This window comes from Vibrio sp. Y29_XK_CS5, from assembly GCF_024181835.1.
GTDB classification, from domain to species: Bacteria; Pseudomonadota; Gammaproteobacteria; order Enterobacterales; family Vibrionaceae; genus Vibrio; species Vibrio harveyi.
Window position 1 is genome coordinate 48,725 of record NZ_JAMZAM010000005.1, and the last position, 20,620, is coordinate 69,344.

17 protein-coding genes are annotated in these 20,620 nt (G+C 46.1%); 11 read left to right on the forward strand and 6 right to left on the reverse strand.

What is annotated here, in order from left to right; translation table 11 throughout:
• Nucleotides 1-85: 85 nt before the first annotated feature.
• Together NL647_RS18950 and NL647_RS18955 are read right to left on the reverse strand one after the other, a co-directional pair.
• Entirely contained in the window at nt 86-817 is a 732-nt protein-coding gene (locus NL647_RS18950) for a DUF3379 domain-containing protein (protein WP_005447994.1), read from the reverse strand.
• On the reverse strand, nt 810-1,385 hold the full coding sequence (locus NL647_RS18955; RefSeq protein ID WP_026000239.1) for a sigma-70 family RNA polymerase sigma factor: 576 nt from the start codon (nt 1,383-1,385) through the stop codon (nt 810-812). Before NL647_RS18955 ends, NL647_RS18950 begins: the two co-directional genes overlap by 8 nt.
• Nucleotides 1,386-2,016: 631 nt before the next feature.
• On the opposite strand from NL647_RS18955, the gene fadI reads away from it, so the two are divergent.
• Both fadI and fadJ read left to right on the forward strand, forming a co-directional pair.
• Nucleotides 2,017-3,324 carry an acetyl-CoA C-acyltransferase FadI gene (gene fadI / locus NL647_RS18960; RefSeq protein ID WP_253650552.1) on the forward strand — a complete coding sequence of 436 codons (1,308 nt, stop codon included), beginning with the start codon at nt 2,017-2,019 and terminating at the stop codon, nt 3,322-3,324.
• A complete protein-coding gene (fadJ, locus tag NL647_RS18965; protein WP_114321043.1) occupies nt 3,324-5,438 on the forward strand; it encodes a fatty acid oxidation complex subunit alpha FadJ in 2,115 nt (704 codons plus the stop codon). Before fadI ends, fadJ begins: the two co-directional genes overlap by 1 nt.
• Nucleotides 5,439-5,508: 70 nt before the next feature.
• Here the strand turns inward: fadJ and NL647_RS18970 are convergent, their stop codons facing one another.
• Nucleotides 5,509-8,286 (reverse strand): insulinase family protein, encoded by a 2,778-nt coding sequence (locus NL647_RS18970; RefSeq protein ID WP_253650553.1) that lies wholly within the window; start codon nt 8,284-8,286, stop codon nt 5,509-5,511.
• A 377-nt stretch (nt 8,287-8,663) separates the two neighbouring features.
• Between NL647_RS18970 and sixA the strand changes: the two genes are divergently transcribed.
• Nucleotides 8,664-9,128 carry a phosphohistidine phosphatase SixA gene (gene sixA / locus NL647_RS18975; RefSeq protein WP_061065315.1) on the forward strand — a complete coding sequence of 155 codons (465 nt, stop codon included), beginning with the start codon at nt 8,664-8,666 and terminating at the stop codon, nt 9,126-9,128.
• Between the two features lie 102 nt (nt 9,129-9,230).
• On the opposite strand, the gene smrB is transcribed toward sixA, so the two are convergent.
• Nucleotides 9,231-9,761 (reverse strand): endonuclease SmrB, encoded by a 531-nt coding sequence (gene smrB / locus NL647_RS18980; protein ID WP_253650554.1) that lies wholly within the window; start codon nt 9,759-9,761, stop codon nt 9,231-9,233.
• Between the two features lie 61 nt (nt 9,762-9,822).
• On the opposite strand from smrB, the gene prmB reads away from it, so the two are divergent.
• Together prmB and aroC are read left to right on the forward strand one after the other, a co-directional pair.
• Nucleotides 9,823-10,755, forward strand: a complete 933-nt coding sequence (gene prmB / locus NL647_RS18985) for a 50S ribosomal protein L3 N(5)-glutamine methyltransferase (RefSeq protein WP_005433096.1) — start codon at nt 9,823-9,825, stop codon at nt 10,753-10,755.
• A 221-nt stretch (nt 10,756-10,976) separates the two neighbouring features.
• Nucleotides 10,977-12,062 carry a chorismate synthase gene (gene aroC / locus NL647_RS18990; RefSeq protein ID WP_005448015.1) on the forward strand — a complete coding sequence of 362 codons (1,086 nt, stop codon included), beginning with the start codon at nt 10,977-10,979 and terminating at the stop codon, nt 12,060-12,062.
• A gap of 83 nt (nt 12,063-12,145) precedes the next feature.
• Here the strand turns inward: aroC and NL647_RS18995 are convergent, their stop codons facing one another.
• Nucleotides 12,146-12,769, reverse strand: a complete 624-nt coding sequence (locus tag NL647_RS18995) for a trimeric intracellular cation channel family protein (RefSeq protein WP_005433103.1) — start codon at nt 12,767-12,769, stop codon at nt 12,146-12,148.
• 327 nt (nt 12,770-13,096) lie between these two features.
• Here NL647_RS18995 and NL647_RS19000 point away from each other — a divergent pair, with 327 nt between their 5' ends.
• The 3 genes from NL647_RS19000 to NL647_RS19010 all read left to right on the forward strand — a co-directional run bounded on the left by NL647_RS19000 (nt 13,097) and on the right by NL647_RS19010 (nt 14,608).
• Entirely contained in the window at nt 13,097-13,627 is a 531-nt protein-coding gene (locus NL647_RS19000) for an elongation factor P hydroxylase (protein WP_253650635.1), read from the forward strand.
• Between the two features lie 15 nt (nt 13,628-13,642).
• Nucleotides 13,643-13,906 (forward strand): YfcL family protein, encoded by a 264-nt coding sequence (locus NL647_RS19005; RefSeq protein ID WP_005448019.1) that lies wholly within the window; start codon nt 13,643-13,645, stop codon nt 13,904-13,906.
• 177 nt (nt 13,907-14,083) lie between these two features.
• Nucleotides 14,084-14,608 (forward strand): NADPH-dependent FMN reductase, encoded by a 525-nt coding sequence (locus tag NL647_RS19010; protein WP_239910756.1) that lies wholly within the window; start codon nt 14,084-14,086, stop codon nt 14,606-14,608.
• Between the two features lie 168 nt (nt 14,609-14,776).
• On the opposite strand, the gene mnmC is transcribed toward NL647_RS19010, so the two are convergent.
• The gene (mnmC, locus tag NL647_RS19015; RefSeq protein WP_253650555.1) at nt 14,777-16,795 is read right to left on the reverse strand and encodes a bifunctional tRNA (5-methylaminomethyl-2-thiouridine)(34)-methyltransferase MnmD/FAD-dependent 5-carboxymethylaminomethyl-2-thiouridine(34) oxidoreductase MnmC; all 2,019 of its coding nucleotides are present in this window, start codon (nt 16,793-16,795) and stop codon (nt 14,777-14,779) included.
• Nucleotides 16,796-16,923: 128 nt separating this feature from the next.
• On the opposite strand from mnmC, the gene fabB reads away from it, so the two are divergent.
• The 3 genes from fabB to NL647_RS19030 all read left to right on the forward strand — a co-directional run bounded on the left by fabB (nt 16,924) and on the right by NL647_RS19030 (nt 20,606).
• On the forward strand, nt 16,924-18,135 hold the full coding sequence (gene fabB, locus NL647_RS19020) for a beta-ketoacyl-ACP synthase I (RefSeq protein WP_005448024.1): 1,212 nt from the start codon (nt 16,924-16,926) through the stop codon (nt 18,133-18,135).
• A gap of 327 nt (nt 18,136-18,462) precedes the next feature.
• The gene (locus NL647_RS19025) at nt 18,463-19,596 is read left to right on the forward strand and encodes a 4-phosphoerythronate dehydrogenase (RefSeq protein WP_005448026.1); all 1,134 of its coding nucleotides are present in this window, start codon (nt 18,463-18,465) and stop codon (nt 19,594-19,596) included.
• A complete protein-coding gene (locus tag NL647_RS19030; RefSeq protein WP_005448028.1) occupies nt 19,593-20,606 on the forward strand; it encodes an aspartate-semialdehyde dehydrogenase in 1,014 nt (337 codons plus the stop codon). Before NL647_RS19025 ends, NL647_RS19030 begins: the two co-directional genes overlap by 4 nt.
• Nucleotides 20,607-20,620: the final 14 nt, after the last annotated feature.

Consider the following 20,620-nt stretch of genomic DNA (forward strand, 5'->3'; position numbering starts at 1 on the left):
TTTGTATTATTCATAAACAAAAAGCCGCTAAATTTCGAAATTTAGCGGCTTTTTAGTAGCTAGTAGTGTCGTTTCGCTGAAGTTATTACATCGGCTCCATCATTGGAGCAAGTTTTGCTGCAATCGCATCGATGTCTTCACCGCTGTTACCAACAAGAATCATGCTGGCTTTACCCACAGGCTTCACAACACCGCTCATACCATCTTTATCAAAATCGACTTTCTGGTCGCTCTTCACGTCAGTAACAAACATGGTTACTTTGCCTTCTTTACCTTGGAAAACCATATGAAGGGCGTTTGACTCACCAAAGCCGCAATGGTTTAAGTAGTAAACATGGTATGGAAAGCTACCATTAAGTTGATAATGGAACGGCATCATTTTCGCGTTTACTTGCTTGCTTGAAACATCCTCATCGAGGTTGCGTACAAATGACTCTTCCGCCACCACGTGTTTCATTGCGGTATCTGCTAGGCTCGCTTGAGCTGGAGAGACAATAACGTTCCCCCAGTTGATTTGACCTACCAATAAACCAGCAGTAAAAGCAACCGATGCAGCCAACGCCATTGCTTTGCGAGCAAAGTTCGGTCTAACCACATTATCGTTATCAAGCGCATTCGACGTTTGATTAAACAGAATTTTGTCGGCTAGATCTTCAGGCACATCCACATTCATGGCTTGCTTGATTTTAAGGTCGAGATCCAAAACGTCATCAACAAACTTACTGTTAGCGTCGTTCTCAGCTAAAGCTTGAAGAATCTCTTCATCCTTCTGTTTTGGATCCGACAAAATACGACGACGAAATTCTAAATCATCCATTTTTTTGTCCTCTCTGAGTATCTTGAGAATCCAACATCTCTTTTAATTGATTACGGGCGCGGAAAAGGCGCGTCATTACAGTGTTCTTGTTTAGATCAAGAATGCTGCCGATTTCTTCTCCACTGAAACCACCAACAACTTGAAGAAACAAAGGCTCACGGTATTCGACGTCAAGCTTCATTATTTGAGCTTGTAGCCATTCCTGCTGATGATGTGGGTCATCGCTAACTTTAGCATCATTGCCGTAGTCATCGATATCAACCAAATCAAATTGTTTACGCTCGAAGCGGCGCGCGTTTTCTCGTCTCAATATAGTAATAAGCCAAGATTTTGCTGCCTTTTCATCTTGAAGACTATCCAGTGACTTCCATGCGCGCAAACAGGTTTCTTGAACCAAATCTTCTGCAATCGCCTTGTCTTTGCATAACCAGTAAGCGTAGCGATACAAGTCTCTGTGATAGCCCCGAACAAGAGCTTCGTATTTTCTTTGTCTGTCCATATCAGAGTTGACCGGACTGTTGGAATTTTTCTTTCCAAACATTTTAAATATTGCCACAGGAGCCTCCATCTTGCTCTGTGAGGTCATATATACCGATTGTATTTATGAACGATCCGACTACATCGAGATGTAGTGTCGCAGCAGCACAATATACTTCTTCAATGATCAAGCACTTATTTGAAGTGATGATAAATTATTCTATATAGTTTTAATAAGCGTTTTCATGCAACTATTTTAGAGTGATCAAGACTCTTTCGTACTTTGATACGTTCAGAAACTATAAAATCACCATAAAATTGATCTATTTCAAAATCTGATGCAGTGAAGGGGCTATAGTACATCTTGTCATCTAGTTAGTCATTGACGACTAACATGTTGAGCAAGATGACACTTCCTTTTGAAGGCTGACTTTACTTTCTCCTAATCAGGAAACTGATTAATTTTACAATTGGCGTATGTTAATTGTTTTATAGATATTCCGACCACACAGTTTTGTGTGGTTTTTTTTTGCTTCAATTTTACCTTCCGCACACTTCTCTTCATTTTAACTCACTATAGTTAATCATTCTTAATCGCCTAAGAATCAACGAACTAGAGCAATAGATCTACTCGCTTCACGTTTATTTAAACGCATGTTTGATAAATTTAACAAACTGATTACAATGCATCAGGTCAGACCTCTTGTATTTAAGGAGAAACAATGGGCAAGCAGGAAGTGAAAACACGCCACGGTGAACGTGTTGCTATTGTCGCAGGGCTACGAACCCCCTTTGCTCGTCAAAGCACTGAGTTCAGCCAGGTGCCAGCGGTCGATTTAGGCAAAATGGTAGTGAGCGAAATGCTTGCTCGCACAGACATCGATCCGAAACTCATCGAACAAGTGGTATTTGGACAAGTAGTTCAAATGCCAGAAGCGCCAAACATTGCACGTGAAATTGTGCTTGGTACAGGAATGCACATCCACACTGACGCTTACAGTGTTACTCGCGCGTGTGCGACTAGCTTCCAAGCTGCAGTCAATGTTGCTGAGAGCATTATGGCGGGCGGCATTGATGTTGGTATCGCGGGTGGTGCGGACTCTTCATCGGTTTTACCAATTGGTGTTTCTAAGAAACTTGCCGCGAACTTGCTTGCGCTAAGTAAAACCAAAACGCTGGGTCAAAAGCTCAACATTCTCAAAAAACTCAGCTTTAAAGATTTAATGCCAGTACCGCCGGCTGTGGCTGAGTACTCGACGGGTCTTTCAATGGGGCAAACTGCCGAGCAAATGGCGAAGTCACACGGCATTACTCGTGCAGAGCAAGACGCTTTGGCGCACCGTTCTCACTCTCTAGCTTCGCAAGCTTGGAAAGACGGCAAAATCCAAGACGAAGTGATGACGGCTTTCCCAGAACCTTACAAAAAATGGATCTCTGAAGATAACAACATTCGTCATGATTCGACATTAGAAGGCTACGCAAAACTGCGTCCGGCTTTCGACCGTCAATACGGCAGCGTAACAGCGGCGAACAGTACACCATTAACCGATGGTGGTGCGGCGGTGATGCTAATGCGTGAAGGCAAAGCGAAAGAGCTTGGTATGGAAATACTTGGCTACATCCGCGGTTATGCGTTCTCAGCCATTGGTGTAGAAATGGACATGCTAATGGGACCAACATACGCGACGGCAAAAGTGTTGGAGAATACAGGTCTAGAGCTTTCAGACCTGACGCTTATTGATATGCATGAAGCCTTCGCTGCCCAAGCACTGGCGAACGTGAAGATGTTTGCTTCTGATAAATTTGCCCAAGAAAACCTAGGTCGCTCGAAAGCGATAGGTGAAATCGATATGGATAAGTTCAACGTCCTTGGCGGTTCCATTGCCTATGGTCACCCATTTGCCGCAACTGGTGCACGTATGATGACGCAAACGCTGCGTGAGCTTAAACGTCGTGGCGGTGGTCTTGCGTTGAATACCGCATGTGCCGCAGGTGGTCTTGGTGCAGCAATGATTTTGGAGGTTGAGTAATGAGCGAGCAAAAAGCATTTAGTCTAAAGATTGATGAGCAGAACATTGCTTGGCTAGCCATCGATGTGCCAAACGAGAAAATGAACACGCTGCAAGCGGCGTTTGCAGATGAGATGAAAGAGATCTTCGCTCAACTAAAAGACACCAGCGGCGTGAAAGGGATGATCATTCATTCTTTAAAACCAGATAATTTTGTTGCTGGTGCCGATGTTCGTATGCTTGAAGCGTGCACAACGGCGAACGAAGCGGAAGCATTGGCTAAGCAGGGGCAAGAGTTATTCCAGCAACTGTCTGATCTGCCTTATCCAGTTGTTGCTGCGATTCACGGTCCATGTTTAGGCGGTGGTTTAGAGCTTGCGTTAGCGTGTGACTACCGTGTGTGTACCGATTCCGATAAAACGCGTCTTGGTTTGCCTGAAGTGCAACTTGGTTTGTTGCCTGGTTCTGGTGGTACTCAGCGCCTTCCTCGTCTGATTGGTCTGTTGCCTTCGTTAGACCTCATCCTTACAGGTAAACAACTGCGTGCCAAGAAAGCGAAAAAACTTGGCGTTGTTGATGCGTGTGTACCAGAGACGATTCTTCTTGATGTAGCTAAGCAGCTTATCGAAAAAGGGAAGAACAAAGGTAAGAAGAAGCAATCGACAAAAGAGAAGTTGATGTCGGGCAGTGGTTTAGGTCGTAAGTTTGTGTTTGAGCAAGCCGCGAAGAAAACCAATGAGAAGACCCGCGGTAACTATCCAGCAACGGTTGCGATTCTCGAAGTCATTCAGCACGGTCTTGAAAAAGGCTTTGCTCAAGGTCAAGAGCTTGAAGCGAAGCGCTTTGGCGAATTGGTGATGAGCTCGGAATCGAAAGCACTGCGCTCTATTTTCTTTGCTACCACTGAAATGAAGAAAGAAAACGGTGCGGAAGCCGAGCCAGCAGCTGTCAACAGAGTTGGCGTGTTGGGTGGTGGTCTAATGGGGGCAGGCATCAGCCATGTATCTGTTGCGAAGGCGAAAGTGCCAGTACGTATTAAAGACGTCAGCAATGATGGCGTGCTTAACGCGTTGAACTACAACTATAAGTTGTTCGAAAAGCAGCGTAAGCGCCGTATTATCTCTAAAGCGGGCCTGCAATCGAAAATGCTGCAACTGTCTGGAGGCGTTGATTTCACAAGCTTCAATCATATTGATGTGGTTATTGAAGCGGTGTTTGAAGATCTTGACCTTAAACAGACGATGGTTGCGGATATTGAAGCGAATGCAAAACCAGAGACCATCTTTGCGACCAACACGTCTTCGCTGCCAATTCACAAAATTGCGGAAAAAGCAGAGCGTCCGGAAAACATCGTCGGTCTGCATTACTTCAGCCCAGTAGAGAAAATGCCACTGGTGGAAGTGATTCCTCATGAAACTACGTCAGAAGAGACCATTTCTACGGTTGTTGCGCTTGCTAAGAAACAGGGCAAGACACCAATTGTCGTGAAAGATAAAGCAGGCTTCTATGTAAACCGCATTCTTGCGCCTTACATGAACGAAGCTGCACACATCTTGCTGGCAAATGAGCCGATCGAACAACTTGATGGAGCGCTGCTCGACTTCGGTTTCCCAGTAGGTCCTATCACCTTGTTGGACGAAGTCGGTGTGGATATCGGTGCTAAGATCATGCCGATCTTGGTTAACGAATTGGGCGAACGATTTAAAGGTCCAGACGTATTCGACACACTACTGAATGACGGTCGTAAAGGTCGTAAGAGTGGTAAAGGCTTCTACACCTACAAAGGTAAGAAGAAAGAAGTCGATAAGTCCGTGTACAAGCTATTGAACCTGACGCCAGAATCCAAGCTGAGCGACAACGACATTGCACTGCGTTGTGTGCTGCCAATGCTAAACGAAGCGGTTCGCTGTTTGGACGACGGTATTATCCGTTCTCCACGCGATGGTGATATCGGTGCGATCTTTGGTATTGGTTTCCCACCATTCCTAGGTGGTCCATTCCGTTACATGGATCAATTCGGTTTGAAAGAACTGGTTGAGAAAATGAACGAGTTCGCATCGAAATACGGTGATCGTTACGCGCCATGTGATGGCTTACTCACTCGTGCGGGTGAAGGTCGTAACTTCTACGATTAATGGCTAGCACGAAAAATAGAAAGGCTTGCGCGGTGCAAGCCTTTTTTGTGTCAGTGCTAATAACAATGATTTACCCGAGACCGAAGTCTTTCGGGCGCAGTTGAAACTCTTCTATCGAGCCAACCTCTAAGCCAAGATTGATTCGCGGCGCGTCTTCATGAGCGATGCCTTGTGAATGCATTACCAAACGATTCGCAGTACGAGGTTTAAGCTCATTGACCACAAAGCGAATCATGTCAGTGCGAGTTAACTCTTTAAGCTCTTCCAACACTTTTTCACGCTGATTAAAGTCGGTGTCTTTGTTACCAATTGCTACCCATAGGCGCTGCGCTCGCCCGCGTAATGTAGTGTCAGGCGTTGCAATTTGGTTCCACAATCCGCGTTTACTGCTGTGCCATTGGTATTCATTGAGCTCTAACAGCACCATGTAGAACGCATTTAAAAACTCATCGATTGAGGTTACCAGTTCGGCTGGTGCTGCATTCGGTGACTGCACATAAAGCACAATGCCCGGGTGGCGGTTCAGCGGCATGTTCCCCGTGCCAACCATGTAGCCTAGCTGTTGTTTAGTCCTGATTTCATGGAAGAAGGTTGCCGACATTAGGTGGTTAGCCAAGGAATAAAGTGCAATGTTACGAGGAGAGATGTCTTCACATTGATGATAAATCACCACTGCTGAGTCTTGCTGGTTACAGTTTACTTCGCGTTGGAAACTGCCGTTTTCACCCAGCATGACGAGTGGGCGAAGCGCCTCTTCGTAACGTTGTTCTTTCACACGCAATGCGTCTTTCAATGTGTTTGCCATGTCATGAGCTTGCTGACGCTGCCAATCGCCATAAACGAACATCTCAACGTGTAGCTCAGCCAGAATCGATTCAACGAACACTGACAGCTCATCCACTTCAATCTCTTCCAATGCTTCAACCAATGTTGCGAATGGAGGATTGTTCGGTTGGAGTAAGCCTGTTAATGCATTAAAAAGCTGTGAAATAGGGCGATCTTGTGATGAATTCCGCCAATTGCGTAACAGTTGTTGCTTAATGGTCTCAAAGCGAGCAGGGCTGAACTCACGTGCAGCAAAGCGATGCAGAATCATTTCCAGCAGCTGTGGTAGTTTCTGGCTAAAACCCGATAATGTCAGCGTGACACCGCCTTGGTGAGCATACATGTTGTAACCCATGCCTGCGATTTCAGCTTGATAAGTCTCTTTTGCCAGAGAATCGAGGAACATCTCAACACATAGTCGCGTTTTCACGATGTTTTTCGGTGATGCTACCGCGTGTGAACTGTCAATGGCGACGTAAACGACACCTTTTGGTACTCGGAATTCATCGTCTTGCAAGTGCCATAAACGGAAGCCTTCAACATCTTCCACCAACTCCGGCAATGAGCCACCGTTTTCAAACGGTTTTGGATCGAGTTCGTAGCAAATGTATGGGTTCTTTTCTGGGAGAACGAACTGCCAACTTGGGTCGATTTGTTGATAGAAACGGCGTTGTTCTTCGCTGAACGGCGTTACCGAATAAGGCGTGAAGTACCACTCTGCGGTTTGGTTGTATTCCAAGCCTTTTGCTATCAATGTAACGCGAACGTTTTCAACCGAAAGATATTGAAGTAATGAGCGTTGAAGCGCTTCATCATAGCCCGCCATTTTGTAGTCACCATAAACCGTGTCTTCCGGTTGATAGTGCTGCATATTGATCACCAAATGGCTGACCAAGTCCATTGGGCGCGATGGCTCTTGGAAGCGAAAAGCAGACTCTAATACCGCTTGTTTTTCCAAATAGCGCCACTCATCCATGCCATCTTGTTTGATCATGGAGAGATATTGGAATACCGCTTGAACGATGTCATCGATATGATCCAAGCCGTTCGGCGTCAGGGTGCAACTTACGGTGAAGTCGCGGTAGTTGCTGCCGCTCGCACCGCCACCTGCTGAGAGGGAGGTAATCCAGCCTTTCTCTTTGAGTTGAAGCATCAGACTGCCTTCGCCTTCATAACCCAACAGGTGAGCAAAGTAGGAGAGGGGCTTCACGCTATAGTGCGCATCCATTCCCGGCATTGGAAACGTGAGAATCAGTTTACGGAATTCTTTAATTGGCTCGACTTGAACCAAGATGCCTGTGCTGTCTTCGGTGCCAATAGGCACATCGATCGACTTGCCGCGTAGCTGGTGGTTTGGGATGTCGGCAAACATGGTTTCTACCCACGCTTGCTGCTCATCAAGAGATTGCGGACCAAACAAAGTCAGCGTCATCAAATCGGCAGAATACTGCGAGTGGTGAAATTCAACTATCTCGTCGCGGATGGATTTGCCATCGCGATCGCCAAGTGTATCTAAGTTACCGACAGAAAATTTTGAAAACGGGTGCTCAGGGTTGATGACTTCTTTGTTGACTTGGTACAGACGGCGAGAATCGTCGTTCAGTTTGAGCTTGTATTCGGAGTCGACCGCTTGGCGCTCTTTGTCTAACGCTTCTTCGTTAAACAGTGGTGCAGTAAAGAATTGGCTGAATCGATCAAGCGCGGTTTCAAAAGCAGTTGGTGTGACATCGAAGAAGAAACAGGTGTGCTCGGTGCCCGTCCAAGCGTTGTTGGTGCCACCATGTTGACTAATATAACTTTGAAACTCGCCCACTTTAGGGTATTTTTCCGTACCCAAAAAAAGCATGTGTTCTAGATAGTGTGCCAGACCTTGGCGATCCATCGGATCATCGAAGTGTCCAACGTTTACTGCTAGGGCTGCTGCCGACTGTTGAGCCGTGTCGGAATGAATCAGCAACACGCGCAGGGCATTACTCAATGTAATGTAGCGGTATTGATTTGAATCGTTTGGACTTAGGTGCACGATGCGTCTCCAGATTTCGCATTACAGTAATTATGATCCCCGAGCGGGGAGGCGCAAAGTTTGCGCTTCGACAAATACTGCTTGCCGCATTTTTGTTATTCGTAAGAGTACTGCATAAGCCCATCAGCAAATTGCTATGGGGTTCGAGCTATTTGAAGGAATGCACTGAGTTCATAACTTCATCGTAGAATGTGATGAACTGAGTATATTCTTTTTAATAGATTGTTAAGAAAGTCGCTATCTTTAGCAAGCGAATTGGTATAATGAACCGATAATTATATCAGTATTTTTGTTTCGACATCATTAAAGTTAGCCCGCTATCCGTATAAAGATAGCAGTCAACCTTTTGGTAGCGTTAGCTATCCCTAGGAAATAACATGAAAATATTTATCTTGCGTCACGGTGAAGCAGAGCATTTTGCGAACACCGACGCAGAAAGACAACTGACCCCAAGAGGCAGAACTGAATCGGAAGCAGTTGCCCGAGCATGTAAAGAGCAAGGTTTTGCTCAATTCGACAAAGTACTGGTGAGCCCGTACATTCGAGCGCAGCAAACTTGGCAAGAAATCAGCGCACACTTTTCGGCTAAGGGCATCGAAACGTGTGAAGACATCACGCCTTACGGTCAATCCGACCAAGTGTTTGATTTCGCTAATGCGTTGATTGAAGTTGAGAAGCTTGAATCTCTTTTGTTTGTGTCGCACTTGCCGCTGGTGGGCTACCTTACCTCGGAATTTGTGAAAGACATGACGCCGCCAATGTTCCCGACATCTGGCTTGGTGTGCATTGAATTTGATCCGCAAACACAACGCGGTGAAGTGCTTTGGCATATCACGCCATAGAGCAAAACCTCTCGGGATGATGGCTCGAAAAAAACAAAAAGGCAGGGTTAACCTGCCTTTGTCGTTCTTGCTTGTCAGCGAAATACAGTCGAAGTCGGTGGGCTATTTCTCTGGAATAGATAGCAGCACCAATAGGGCACCATCGCCACCAAACTCTAGAGGCGCTTGGTGGAATGCCATTACGTCTGGATGTTGAGCTAACCAAAGCGGCGCTTTCTGCTTCAGAATGTGCTTACCGATGCCGTGTTGTACACACGCACAGTGGATTTCGTTTTTCACGCAGTACGCGATCATCGCACCGAGTTCTCGCTTAGCTTCTTGTTGTGTCATGCCGTGCATGTCTAGGAAGACGTCAGGCACGTACACGCCACGACGAAGACGTTTCACTTCATAAGTGGACACATCGTCACGCGCATAACGAGTTGGTCCCTCTTCATTCAGAAGCGGAACAAACTCATCAGAAAAGTAAAACTCAGAATCACTCGCTTCACGGTTTGAGCGTGTGATTTCTTTTTGCTTAGTATTTTTTTTTGCTTGCTGGATTATGGTATCCTGTCGCAACTTTTTTACGCCCTGTACTGCATCCTTAAACAAGGCGAAATCGTCATCGTATTCGGTGTCTTTTTTGCTCATTAGGTAAACAATTTCATTTTTACAATTTATGGCAGTATTGTAGCGCTTTTCGGAGGCAATTTTGGATAAGATTTTTGTAGAAGAGGCGGTATCGGAGCTCCATACCCTTCAAGATATGATTCGTTGGACGGTGAGCCGCTTTAACGCCGCTAACCTGTTTTACGGTCATGGCACTGATAATGCGTGGGATGAAGCAGTTCAGCTTATCCTGCCAACATTATACTTGCCGATTGATGTGCCTCCGCACGTATTGAACTCTCGTCTTACGACAAGCGAGCGTCTGCGTATCGTTGAGCGCGTAGTAAAACGCATCAACGAGCGTACACCAACTGCATACCTAACGAACAAAGCATGGTTCTGTGGTCTTGAGTTCTTCGTTGATGAGCGTGTACTTGTGCCACGTTCTCCTATCGGCGAATTGATTCAAGCGGAATTCCAGCCTTGGTTGGTGGAAGAGCCTACGCGCATCATGGACCTATGTACGGGTTCTGGTTGTATCGCGATTGCTTGTGCGCACGCTTTCCCTGAAGCAGAAGTTGACGCGATCGACATCTCTACAGACGCGCTACAAGTGGCTGAGCAAAACGTACAAGATCACGGCATGGAGCAACAAGTGTTCCCAATCCGCTCTGACTTGTTCCGCGATCTTCCAAAAGAGAAATACAACCTGATCGTGTCTAACCCACCTTACGTGGACGAAGAAGACATGAACAGCCTGCCAGACGAGTTCACGCACGAGCCTGAACTAGGTCTAGCTGCTGGCACTGACGGTCTAAAACTGGTTCGCCGTATTCTTGCTAATGCGCCAGACTACCTAACAGACGACGGTATTCTTGTATGTGAAGTCGGTAACTCGATGGTCCACATGATGGAACAGTACCCACAAATTCCATTCACTTGGATTGAGTTCGAGAACGGCGGTCACGGCGTATTCATGCTAACGCGTGACCAATTGGTTGAGTGTGCAGAAGAGTTCAAACTGTACAAAGACTAAGTCTGTCGAAATAAACCATTCGAATAAACAATGAAAACACCGAGCCCAGTGCTCGGTGTTTTTTTATCCGCTTCGCACTGAGCTTGGAAAATTTCGGCTGTTTTGTTTTTTCCGCCAAATCGGGCTTTACATCAAAACGTAATACCGCCACTATGATTCCACGAAGAATTGAAAAGCAGTTGCGTTCATGGAGAGCGTGGCGAAAAGAACTTGAGGAAGTAATGGCAGGAAACAGTATCGGACAACATTTCCGAGTAACGACATTCGGAGAAAGTCACGGTATCGCACTAGGATGTATCGTAGACGGATGCCCTCCAGGTTTGGAAATCACTGAGGCAGATCTACAAACGGATCTCGACCGTCGCCGTCCTGGCACATCACGTTACACTACCCAACGTCGTGAACCGGACGAAGTAAAAATTCTTTCTGGCGTTTTTGAAGGTAAAACCACAGGTACTTCAATTGGTCTGATGATCGAGAACACAGACCAACGTTCTAAAGACTACTCAGACATCAAAGACAAGTTCCGTCCAGGACACGCTGATTACACTTACCACCAAAAATACGGTGTGCGCGACTATCGAGGTGGCGGTCGTTCGTCTGCTCGTGAAACGGCAATGCGTGTGGCGGCTGGTGCAATCGCTAAGAAATACCTAAAAGACGAGTTCGGTGTAGAAATCCGCGCTTACTTGTCGCAAATGGGTGACGTTTCAATCGATAAAGTGGATTGGAATGAAATCGAAAACAACGCGTTCTTCTGCCCAGATGCAGACAAAGTGGAAGCGTTTGATCAACTTATCCGTGATCTGAAAAAAGAAGGCGACTCTATCGGCGCTAAAATTCAGGTCGTGGCAACCAACGTGCCTGTTGGTCTTGGTGAGCCTGTATTTGATCGTTTGGATGCAGACATCGCGCACGCGTTAATGAGCATCAATGCAGTGAAAGGCGTGGAAATCGGTGACGGTTTTGATGTGGTAAACCAAAAAGGCAGCGAGCACCGTGATACGCTTTCACCAGAAGGCTTTGGTAGTAACCACGCGGGCGGCATTCTTGGCGGTATCTCTACTGGTCAAGAGATTGTTGCAAACATCGCGCTTAAGCCAACCTCAAGCATTACTGTGCCAGGTGAGACTATCACTAAAGAAGGTGAACCAACTCAGTTGATCACTAAAGGTCGTCATGACCCTTGTGTGGGGATCCGCGCTGTGCCTATCGCAGAAGCGATGCTGGCTATTGTCGTTATGGACCATTTGCTACGCCACCGTGGTCAAAACCATGGCGTACAAACCGAGACTCCAAAGATTTAAGTTTGAAGCTTAACTGGATAGAAACACAAAAGGCTGCTCAATGAGCAGCCTTTTTCATATCTTTCAATAGGTTTCTATTTGAATCAGTGAATCGACCCTTCGGTTTCCAAGTGGAATGAAGGCAAGCGCCATTTAAAGCGTACTGCCGCCATACGCAACATGTAACCAGTAATCAGAGTCACAATCGTCGCGGTTACGTCCGGTACGTTGAACTCAAGTAACGCTAGGTACAAACCTGATGCGATAAGTGCTACAGAGGCGTAAAGCTCTTCATGCAGCACAAGCGGCGTTTGACGACAAATCAAATCACGTAGCAGACCACCAAATACGCCAGTTACAAGTGCTGACACCATACAAATGCCAGGGTGTAAGCCCATGCCAATCGCTACCTTGGTGCCGATGATGCTAAATACGATCAAGCCTAGCGCATCCAAACGAATGAACAGACCTTTCAGCTTGATTACCCACTTCGCCAAGCCAGTTGTCAGTACACCCGCAACGCATGTAATTGCTAAGAATTCAGGATTCTTTACCCAACCTAATGGGTAGTGACCTAGCAAAATGTCGCGTACTGTACCGCCGCCGATTGCCGTTGCACTGGCTACCAACATAACACCAAACCAATCCATTTTTCTTCGACCAGCACTCAATGCACCAGTCATGGCTTCAGCCGTGATACCAATGATATACAACACACTTAGCAGCATAAGGGGACACTCAAATAAAAGGGCTCTGTTATGTCCTTGAGATTAAGGAAAACAGCAGCAAAACTTACCAACAAGATCTAAGCCTTGGGGATAGGCTTAAATCCAAAAAGAATCTCGCTTTAAGTAGCGTTGAAGTCGCCATCATCAAGCGTAAAAATAAGGCGTGAGTGTAGTGGGAAATGTGATCTGTGACGAATGAGAAATTGTATGGAGAAAGTGACTTTCAGATTAACTCAGCTAATAACCAAACATGTTGTGTGGCTTTACCTGTGTAAGAAAAACAGCGACAATGCGCACCGCATATCAATTTGAAGTACAGAATCGATGATGAATCACGAATATCAAGACCTTATCGCTATTTTCAATGACACATTTCTTGAGTCTTTTAATACCAAATTAGAACTTGGTGGTGATGAGCCTATCTACTTACCAGCTGACGAAGCGCACCCACATCATCGGATTATTTTTGCTCGTGGCTTTTACGCGTCAGCACTACACGAGATTGCCCATTGGTGTGTAGCAGGACCAGAGCGCCGTTTGCTAGAAGATTTTGGTTACTGGTACGAGCCAGATGGTCGTACAGCAGAGGTTCAAGCTGAGTTCGAAAAAGTTGAAGTTCGCCCCCAAGCTTATGAGTGGATTCTCGCGAAAAGTGCTGACTTCCCTTTTAACGTTAGTTGTGACAATCTACACGGCGATTTTGAACCAGATCGTCTTGGTTTTATGCACAAAGTGCACAATGAAGTAATGGGTATTTTAGAAAACGGTCTTCCGCCGCGCGTACAAATGCTATCGGATGCCTTGCGTGCCTTTTACCAAACTAAGCCGCTGGAAACGTCTGACTTTATCGTTAAATAACCTCAGAGAAACGCCATGATTATTGAATTTGAAGAAAAACTACTAGAACTGATTGATGCTCGCATTGAAACAGCATCGGATGATGAATTGTTTGCTGGTGGTTATTTACGTGGTCACATTTCTCTGTCTGCGGCGGCGTGTGAAGAAGAAGGCATTAACGATGTGGCTGAGTTGAAATCTCGCATCGAAAACAGTCTTGAGGAAGCGCGTTCAGAATTAACACCAGCAGACCGCGTGATTGTTAACGACCTTTGGCAAGAGCTTCAAGCACAAGCTTAAGCCACCATCAGTTTTTATAAGCTTCGACAGGTTGCGCTAAACCTCTGGTTGAAGCAAAAAGAGTTAAATTAAACTCCTTCGAAATTTTCGAATCTCTCCTTAAAATTTTTGTGGTTGTAGCACACTCGTTCACCTCTTACTCTTGTTAGTACAAAACGTGAACAAAGGACTACAACCATGAAAATTATCGCATTCGGCGCTTCTACTAGCTCTACCTCTATCAATAAAACTCTCGCGACTTACGCAGCCAATCTTGTTGAAGGTGCAGACGTGCAAGTGTTAGATCTCAATAGCTACGATGTTCCTTTGTTCAGCGAAGACAAAGAGAAGGAAATTGGTCAGGCAGAGGGCGCAAAAGCGTTTCTTGCTGACATCGCAACAGCAGACGCTTTGGTGATTTCTTTTGCTGAGCATAATGGCTCTTACCCAGCAGCGTATAAGAATTTATTCGATTGGGCGACACGCATCGAGCGTAACGTATTCCAAAATAAACCAGCGGTGTACTTAGCGACTTCACCAGGTCCTGGAGGTGCACAAACGGTACTCGCTGCGGCGACAGGCTCTGCGCCTTACTTTGGTGCTGAAGTGAAAGCATCGCAATCTATTCCAAGCTTCTACGATAACTTTGATTTGGAAGCGGGTGAGTTCCGTAATGCGGAAATTGTAGAGCAGGTGAAAGCGGCCGTGGCGGCGTTGAATTAAACACTTGTAACCCCCCTCTAATTCCCCCGTTAGAAAGGGAAAGATCAGTGCGGAGTTCGCAACTTGCTCCTTCTGGAAAGATGGAAGGACTATAGCGGTGTTAAGAACTTGTTCCTCCCCTTTTTTAAGGGGGAGGATAGGAGGGGTTCTTTACACTCTCGAAAAACGTTACAACTCAGTAATCGCCTTACCTTTACGTAGCTTTCTTACCCACATACGGCTTGGGTGCAGTTCAGTCAGCACATCAACAGGCAGTGGTACCGGATCGCCACAGATTTGTGAAGCCAACACTTCTGCCATTAGAGGTGCTGAGCTCAAACCACGAGAGCCTAAACCTAGGAAACAGAATAGGTTAGGGAACTGGTGAATCGCGTCAACGTCTTGCTCTTGTTGATTTTGCAGATCCGCATATTGCGTTTTGATGGTTTCAAAGTCGCCTACGTTCCCTACAAACGGAAGGTGGTCACGGCTAACACAGCGAATACCTTGGCGTGACAAGTTACCAGAGGTATCCACTTCTTTCGTCCAAGTTTGGTTCGGCAGGCACTTCACCAATTTCTCAGCGTTGTCTTTTTGCGCATCCTCGTCAAACTCGTAATCGAGGTGGCTGCGGTCGTAGCTTGCACCGATGCACAAGTGCTGATTATTCGGGTTAACAGGTGTCATGTAACCGTCGTAACACAGTACCGTTTTCAGCTTGGACAAAGTTTCTGTCGCTGGTGCGTGGCTAACTTGACCTTTTACCTGACCCATTGGTAAATCAGCGGTTTGGCTTAGTGTTTGGAACTCACTGCCATTAGCAACCACTACAGTTGAATGTTCAAAGCTTTGACCGTTCGCTTTCAATATCCAAACCTTGCGCGATTCGTCCCAAGCGAGCGACTCGACTTGATGCTCGAACTTCGCTTCAAAAAGTTCTGTTTTATCCAATTGAGCTATCAAGCCTCGGGTGAGTTCAGCAGGGCATAACCAACCGCCAAGAGGATAGTGAACCGATGCCATATCAATCGGCAAGCCTATCTTCTCTGCGGTCTCTTCAGCAGATAGTTTATGAATTAACTCTGGTGTGAAATTGCCAGCAAGCATTTTCTCTAATTTATCTGCAGATTTGTCATCCCACATCAGCTGAGTAATGCCGCACCAATCGTGATCAAATTGGATATCTTGCGCTGCTTGGTCAACAAACTGACGGGCAAACAAAAAGCCCGGAGCGAATACACGAGAAACGCCTTTGTGTGGACCATTTAATAATGGGTACACTGCGCCTTGGCGGTTGCCTGATGCGCCTTCTGCAGGTTGAGCGTCTTTGCAGTAAAGCGTGATATTTTGACCGCGACGAATCAGCGTTTTAGCCAAAGCCGCGCTAGCGATACCGCCACCAATAATCGCGATGGAATCATGATTGGTCGAGGCAGTGCGGTTAAACCAAGGTAGGTGGTTTGAATGCGCTTCACGCTGCTCCATCGAACCTGCAATCATTTCACGTTTGGTGCCGAAGCCTTTGACTTTTTTCATTGCAAAGCCCGCTTCGTTTAAGCCGCGACGCACAAAGCCCGCTGCCGTAAAGGTTGCGACCGTACAATCCTGTTTCGCCAATTTTGCCATACCGTTGAATAGGTTTTGGTTCCACATTTCTGGGTTTTTGCTCGGTGCAAAACCATCTAAGAACCAAGCATCAATCAAGCCTTGCTCTTCATAAGGAACAAGCGGCATGCAGTCTTTGATATCGCCAAACCAAAGATCGAGTGTGATAGCGCCGTCTTCTAAAACAATGCGATGACACTCAGGCACTGCTGCTGGATAGTGCTGTTGCAGTTTTTCGGCAAACTCTGCCAATTCTGGCCATGATTGATGCGCTTTTTCTAAATCAGCTTTGCTTAGTGGGTACTTCTCAAAGCTAACAAAATGCAATTCTTTTAGGGTTGCCTCTGGATATTCGCGACGAAATTCGGTAAACCATTGCCACACGGCTAAGAAGTTCAACCCTGTGCCAAATCCGGTTTCACCAATAACAAAACGTCTTTGGTCAAATTCCTGCCATCTTTCTGGTAGATGATTTTGTTTGAGGAACACGTAACGCGTCTCTTCGAGACCGTTTACGTTGGAGAAATAAACATCATCAAATTGGTCAGAAACCGGTGTACCAGCTTCGTTCCAACCAAGTTCTGCGTTTTTAATCGAAGTCATAATGGTGCAAATATGTGATTTGGCGCGGTTAGAATTCGGCGATTGTACGAATTTCTGGGAAAGCTGACCACTTTTGTTGACTATCTTAGTTATTATCTAGCGGATTTTTGAATTATAGGAATGTCATAATGAAACGAGTCGTAATCACCGGTATGGGTATTGTTTCAAGTATCGGTAACAACGTCGAAGAAGTTCTAGCGTCTCTTAAAGCGGGCAAATCTGGCATCACTGCGTCTGAGCAGTTTAAAGAAAACGGTCTGCGTTCGCAGGTATGGGGTGATCTGAAAATCAACCCAGCAGAATTTATTGACCGTAAGCAGATGCGCTTTATGGGTGATGCGGCTGCTTATGCATACCTATCAATGCAGCAGGCAATTGAAGACGCTGGTCTATCTGAAGAACAAGTTTCAAACGATCGTACAGGTATCGTTGCTGGTTCTGGTGGTGCTTCTGCATTAAACCAAACAGTAGCAACTGACACGATGCGTGCAAAAGGCGTAAAACGCGTAGGTCCATACATGGTTCCACGTACTATGTCTTCAACAGTATCAGCGTGTCTTGCAACACCATTTAAGATTCGTGGCGTGAACTACTCAATGAGCTCAGCTTGTGCAACGTCTGCACACTGTATCGGTCACGCGATGGAGCTTATCCAACTTGGTAAACAAGACATCGTTTTTGCAGGTGGTGGTGAAGAGCTAGATTGGTCTCAAACTATGATGTTTGATGCGATGGGCGCACTATCAACTAAATACAACGAAACACCAGACAAAGCATCTCGTACTTACGATGCAGACCGTGACGGTTTCGTAATCTCTGGTGGCGGCGGCATGCTAGTTATCGAAGAACTAGAGCACGCTCTAGCTCGTGGCGCGAAAATCTACGGTGAGATCGTAGGTTACGGTGCGACTTCTGATGGCTACGACATGGTAGCACCATCAGGTGAAGGCGCCGTTCGTTGTATGAAGATGGCAATGCAAGATGTTGATGCTATCGACTACATCAATACCCACGGCACTTCTACTCCAGTAGGTGACGTGAAAGAGCTAGGCGCTATCCAAGAACTATTCGGTGATAACAGCCCAGCAATCTCTGCGACAAAAGCAATGACAGGTCACGCACTAGGTGCAGCTGGCGTTCACGAAGCGATTTACTCAACGCTAATGCTAGACAACAACTTCATTGCCCCAAGTGTGAACATCTCTAACTTGGATGAAGCAGCACAAGGTCTAGACATCGTAACGGAAGCTCGTGAAGCTGAGTTAACGACGGTTATGTCAAACAGCTTTGGTTTTGGTGGTACAAACGCGACATTGGTAATCAAAAAGTACCAAGCGTAAGCGACTCAAAGCTAACTGAATTTGTTGGTCGGAATGTCACTATGATGTCTCAAATGGCGTCAACGGACCGACAAACCAGTTTCCAGAGCTTGATCAGTCAAACTGATCGAACAGACGCAGACTCTATCCCAAGGAGAGCGGGATAGGATCCTTTTGTTCTGGAACTTTGCCCGGCTAATTTAGCCGGGCTTTTTCTTTTCTGAAACCTGTTTAGGAAAGTCACTTGGGTATAGTTGTTGAGATTTTTCAAGAAAAGGGCACAATCGCTTTAGCTTCGCATCTTGCGAATAAACGAACTCATACAAATGGATGTTAAACGCTGGCGCTATGAAAATTATTGTTGATGAAAATATGCCGTACGCTGAAGAGCTATTCAGCCAACTCGGTGAAGTGATTCTAAAACCTGGTCGTACACTAACCGCCGATGATTTAGTCGATGTCGACGCGCTAATGATTCGCTCAGTTACCAAAGTAAACGCAGAACTGATCAGCAAAGCAAACAAGCTGAAGTTCGTTGGTACAGCAACCGCAGGTATGGATCATGTTGATCAAGCGCTATTGCAAGAGAAAGGTATTTTCTTCACCGCAGCACCTGGTTGTAACAAAGTTGGTGTTGCCGAGTACGCGTTCAGCGTCATGATGGTGCTAGCACAACAACAAGGCTTTTCAGTTTTCGATAAAACCGTTGGTATTATTGGCGCGGGTCAAGTCGGTAGCTACCTTGAAAAATGTTTGAAAGGCATGGGCATAAACGTGCTCATCAATGATCCATTTAAACAAGAAGAGGGTGATTCTCGCAGCTTCACTCCGCTAGCCGAGCTGATCGAACGTTCTGACATCATTACGCTGCATACGCCTATCACTAAAGATGGTCCACATCCAACGCATCACCTGATTGATGAGGCAGTGCTAAATGGTCTTCGTAGCGATCAAATTCTTATCAATGCCGCGCGCGGTCCGGTCGTTGACAACCAAGCGCTAAAGCAACGTTTACTGAAAAACGACGGCTTTACAGCGGCACTCGATGTGTTTGAGTTTGAACCAGAGGTTGATATGGAGCTTCTGCCTCTGCTAGCATTCGCAACCCCTCACGTTGCAGGCTATGGTCTGGAAGGGAAAGCTCGCGGTACAACAATGATTTTCAATAGCTACTGTGAGTTCTTAAATAACGAATTACGTGCGCATGCCAGCGATTTACTGCCAACCGCGCCTGTTCCTACTATGGTATTGGACAGAGCATGGGATGAAGCAACGCTGCACAACATCACGCAGTTAATCTATGATGTGCGTAAAGATGACGCTCTTTTCCGCCGCGAAATCAGTAAGCCAGGCTCTTTTGACCTGATGCGTAAAAACTACTGGGATCGCCGCGAGTACAGCGCTGTCACGCTAATGGGTAACGAAACATGCAATCTTGCACCATTAGCAGAACTAGGTTTTCAGGTTGAGGTAAGTCAATGAGCCAGCAATACAATGTTGCCGTATTAGGTGCGACCGGTGCGGTCGGTGAAACAATTTTGGAAGTGCTTCAAGAGCGCAAATTCCCGGTAGGTGAAATCTTCCTACTTGCGAGTGAGCGTAGTGAAGGCAAGACTTACCGCTTCAATGGTAAAACGGTACGTGTTCAAAACGTAGAAGAATTCGATTGGTCTCAAGCGCACATCGCACTGTTCTCTGCTGGTGGCGAACTGTCAGCAAAATGGGCACCAATTGCCGCTGATGAAGGCGTTATCGTTATCGATAACACGTCGAACTTCCGTTACGAATATGACATTCCTTTGGTTGTGCCAGAAGTAAACCCAGAAGCGATTGCAGAATTTCGTAACCGCAATATCATTGCAAACCCGAACTGTTCAACCATCCAAATGCTGGTGGCACTAAAACCAATTCATGATGCAGTGGGCATTGAACGTATTAACGTTTCAACTTACCAATCTGTATCGGGTGCAGGTAAAGCAGGTATTGATGAGCTAGCAGGTCAAACAGCGAAGCTGCTAAATGGTCTACCTGCTGACAAGAAGCAATTCTCTCAACAGATCGCGTTTAACTGTATTCCACAAATCGACCAGATGATGGAAAACGGCTACACCAAAGAAGAAATGAAAATGGTGTGGGAAACGCAAAAGATCTTTAACGACCCATCAATCACAGTAAACCCAACTTGTGTACGCGTACCTGTATTCTATGGTCACGCAGAAGCGGTTCATATTGAGACTCGCTCACCAATCGATGCACAAGAAGTGATTAACTTACTTGAGCAAACAGATGGTATTGAAGTATTCCACGGTGAAGACTTCCCAACACAAGTTCGTGATGCGGGCGGCAAAGACCATGTAATGGTTGGTCGTATTCGTAACGATATCAGCCATCACAGTGGCGTGAACCTATGGGTTGTTGCCGATAATGTTCGTAAAGGCGCAGCAACCAACGCAGTTCAAATTGCAGAAGTTCTGATTCGCGATTACTACTAAGTCGACCACGTTAA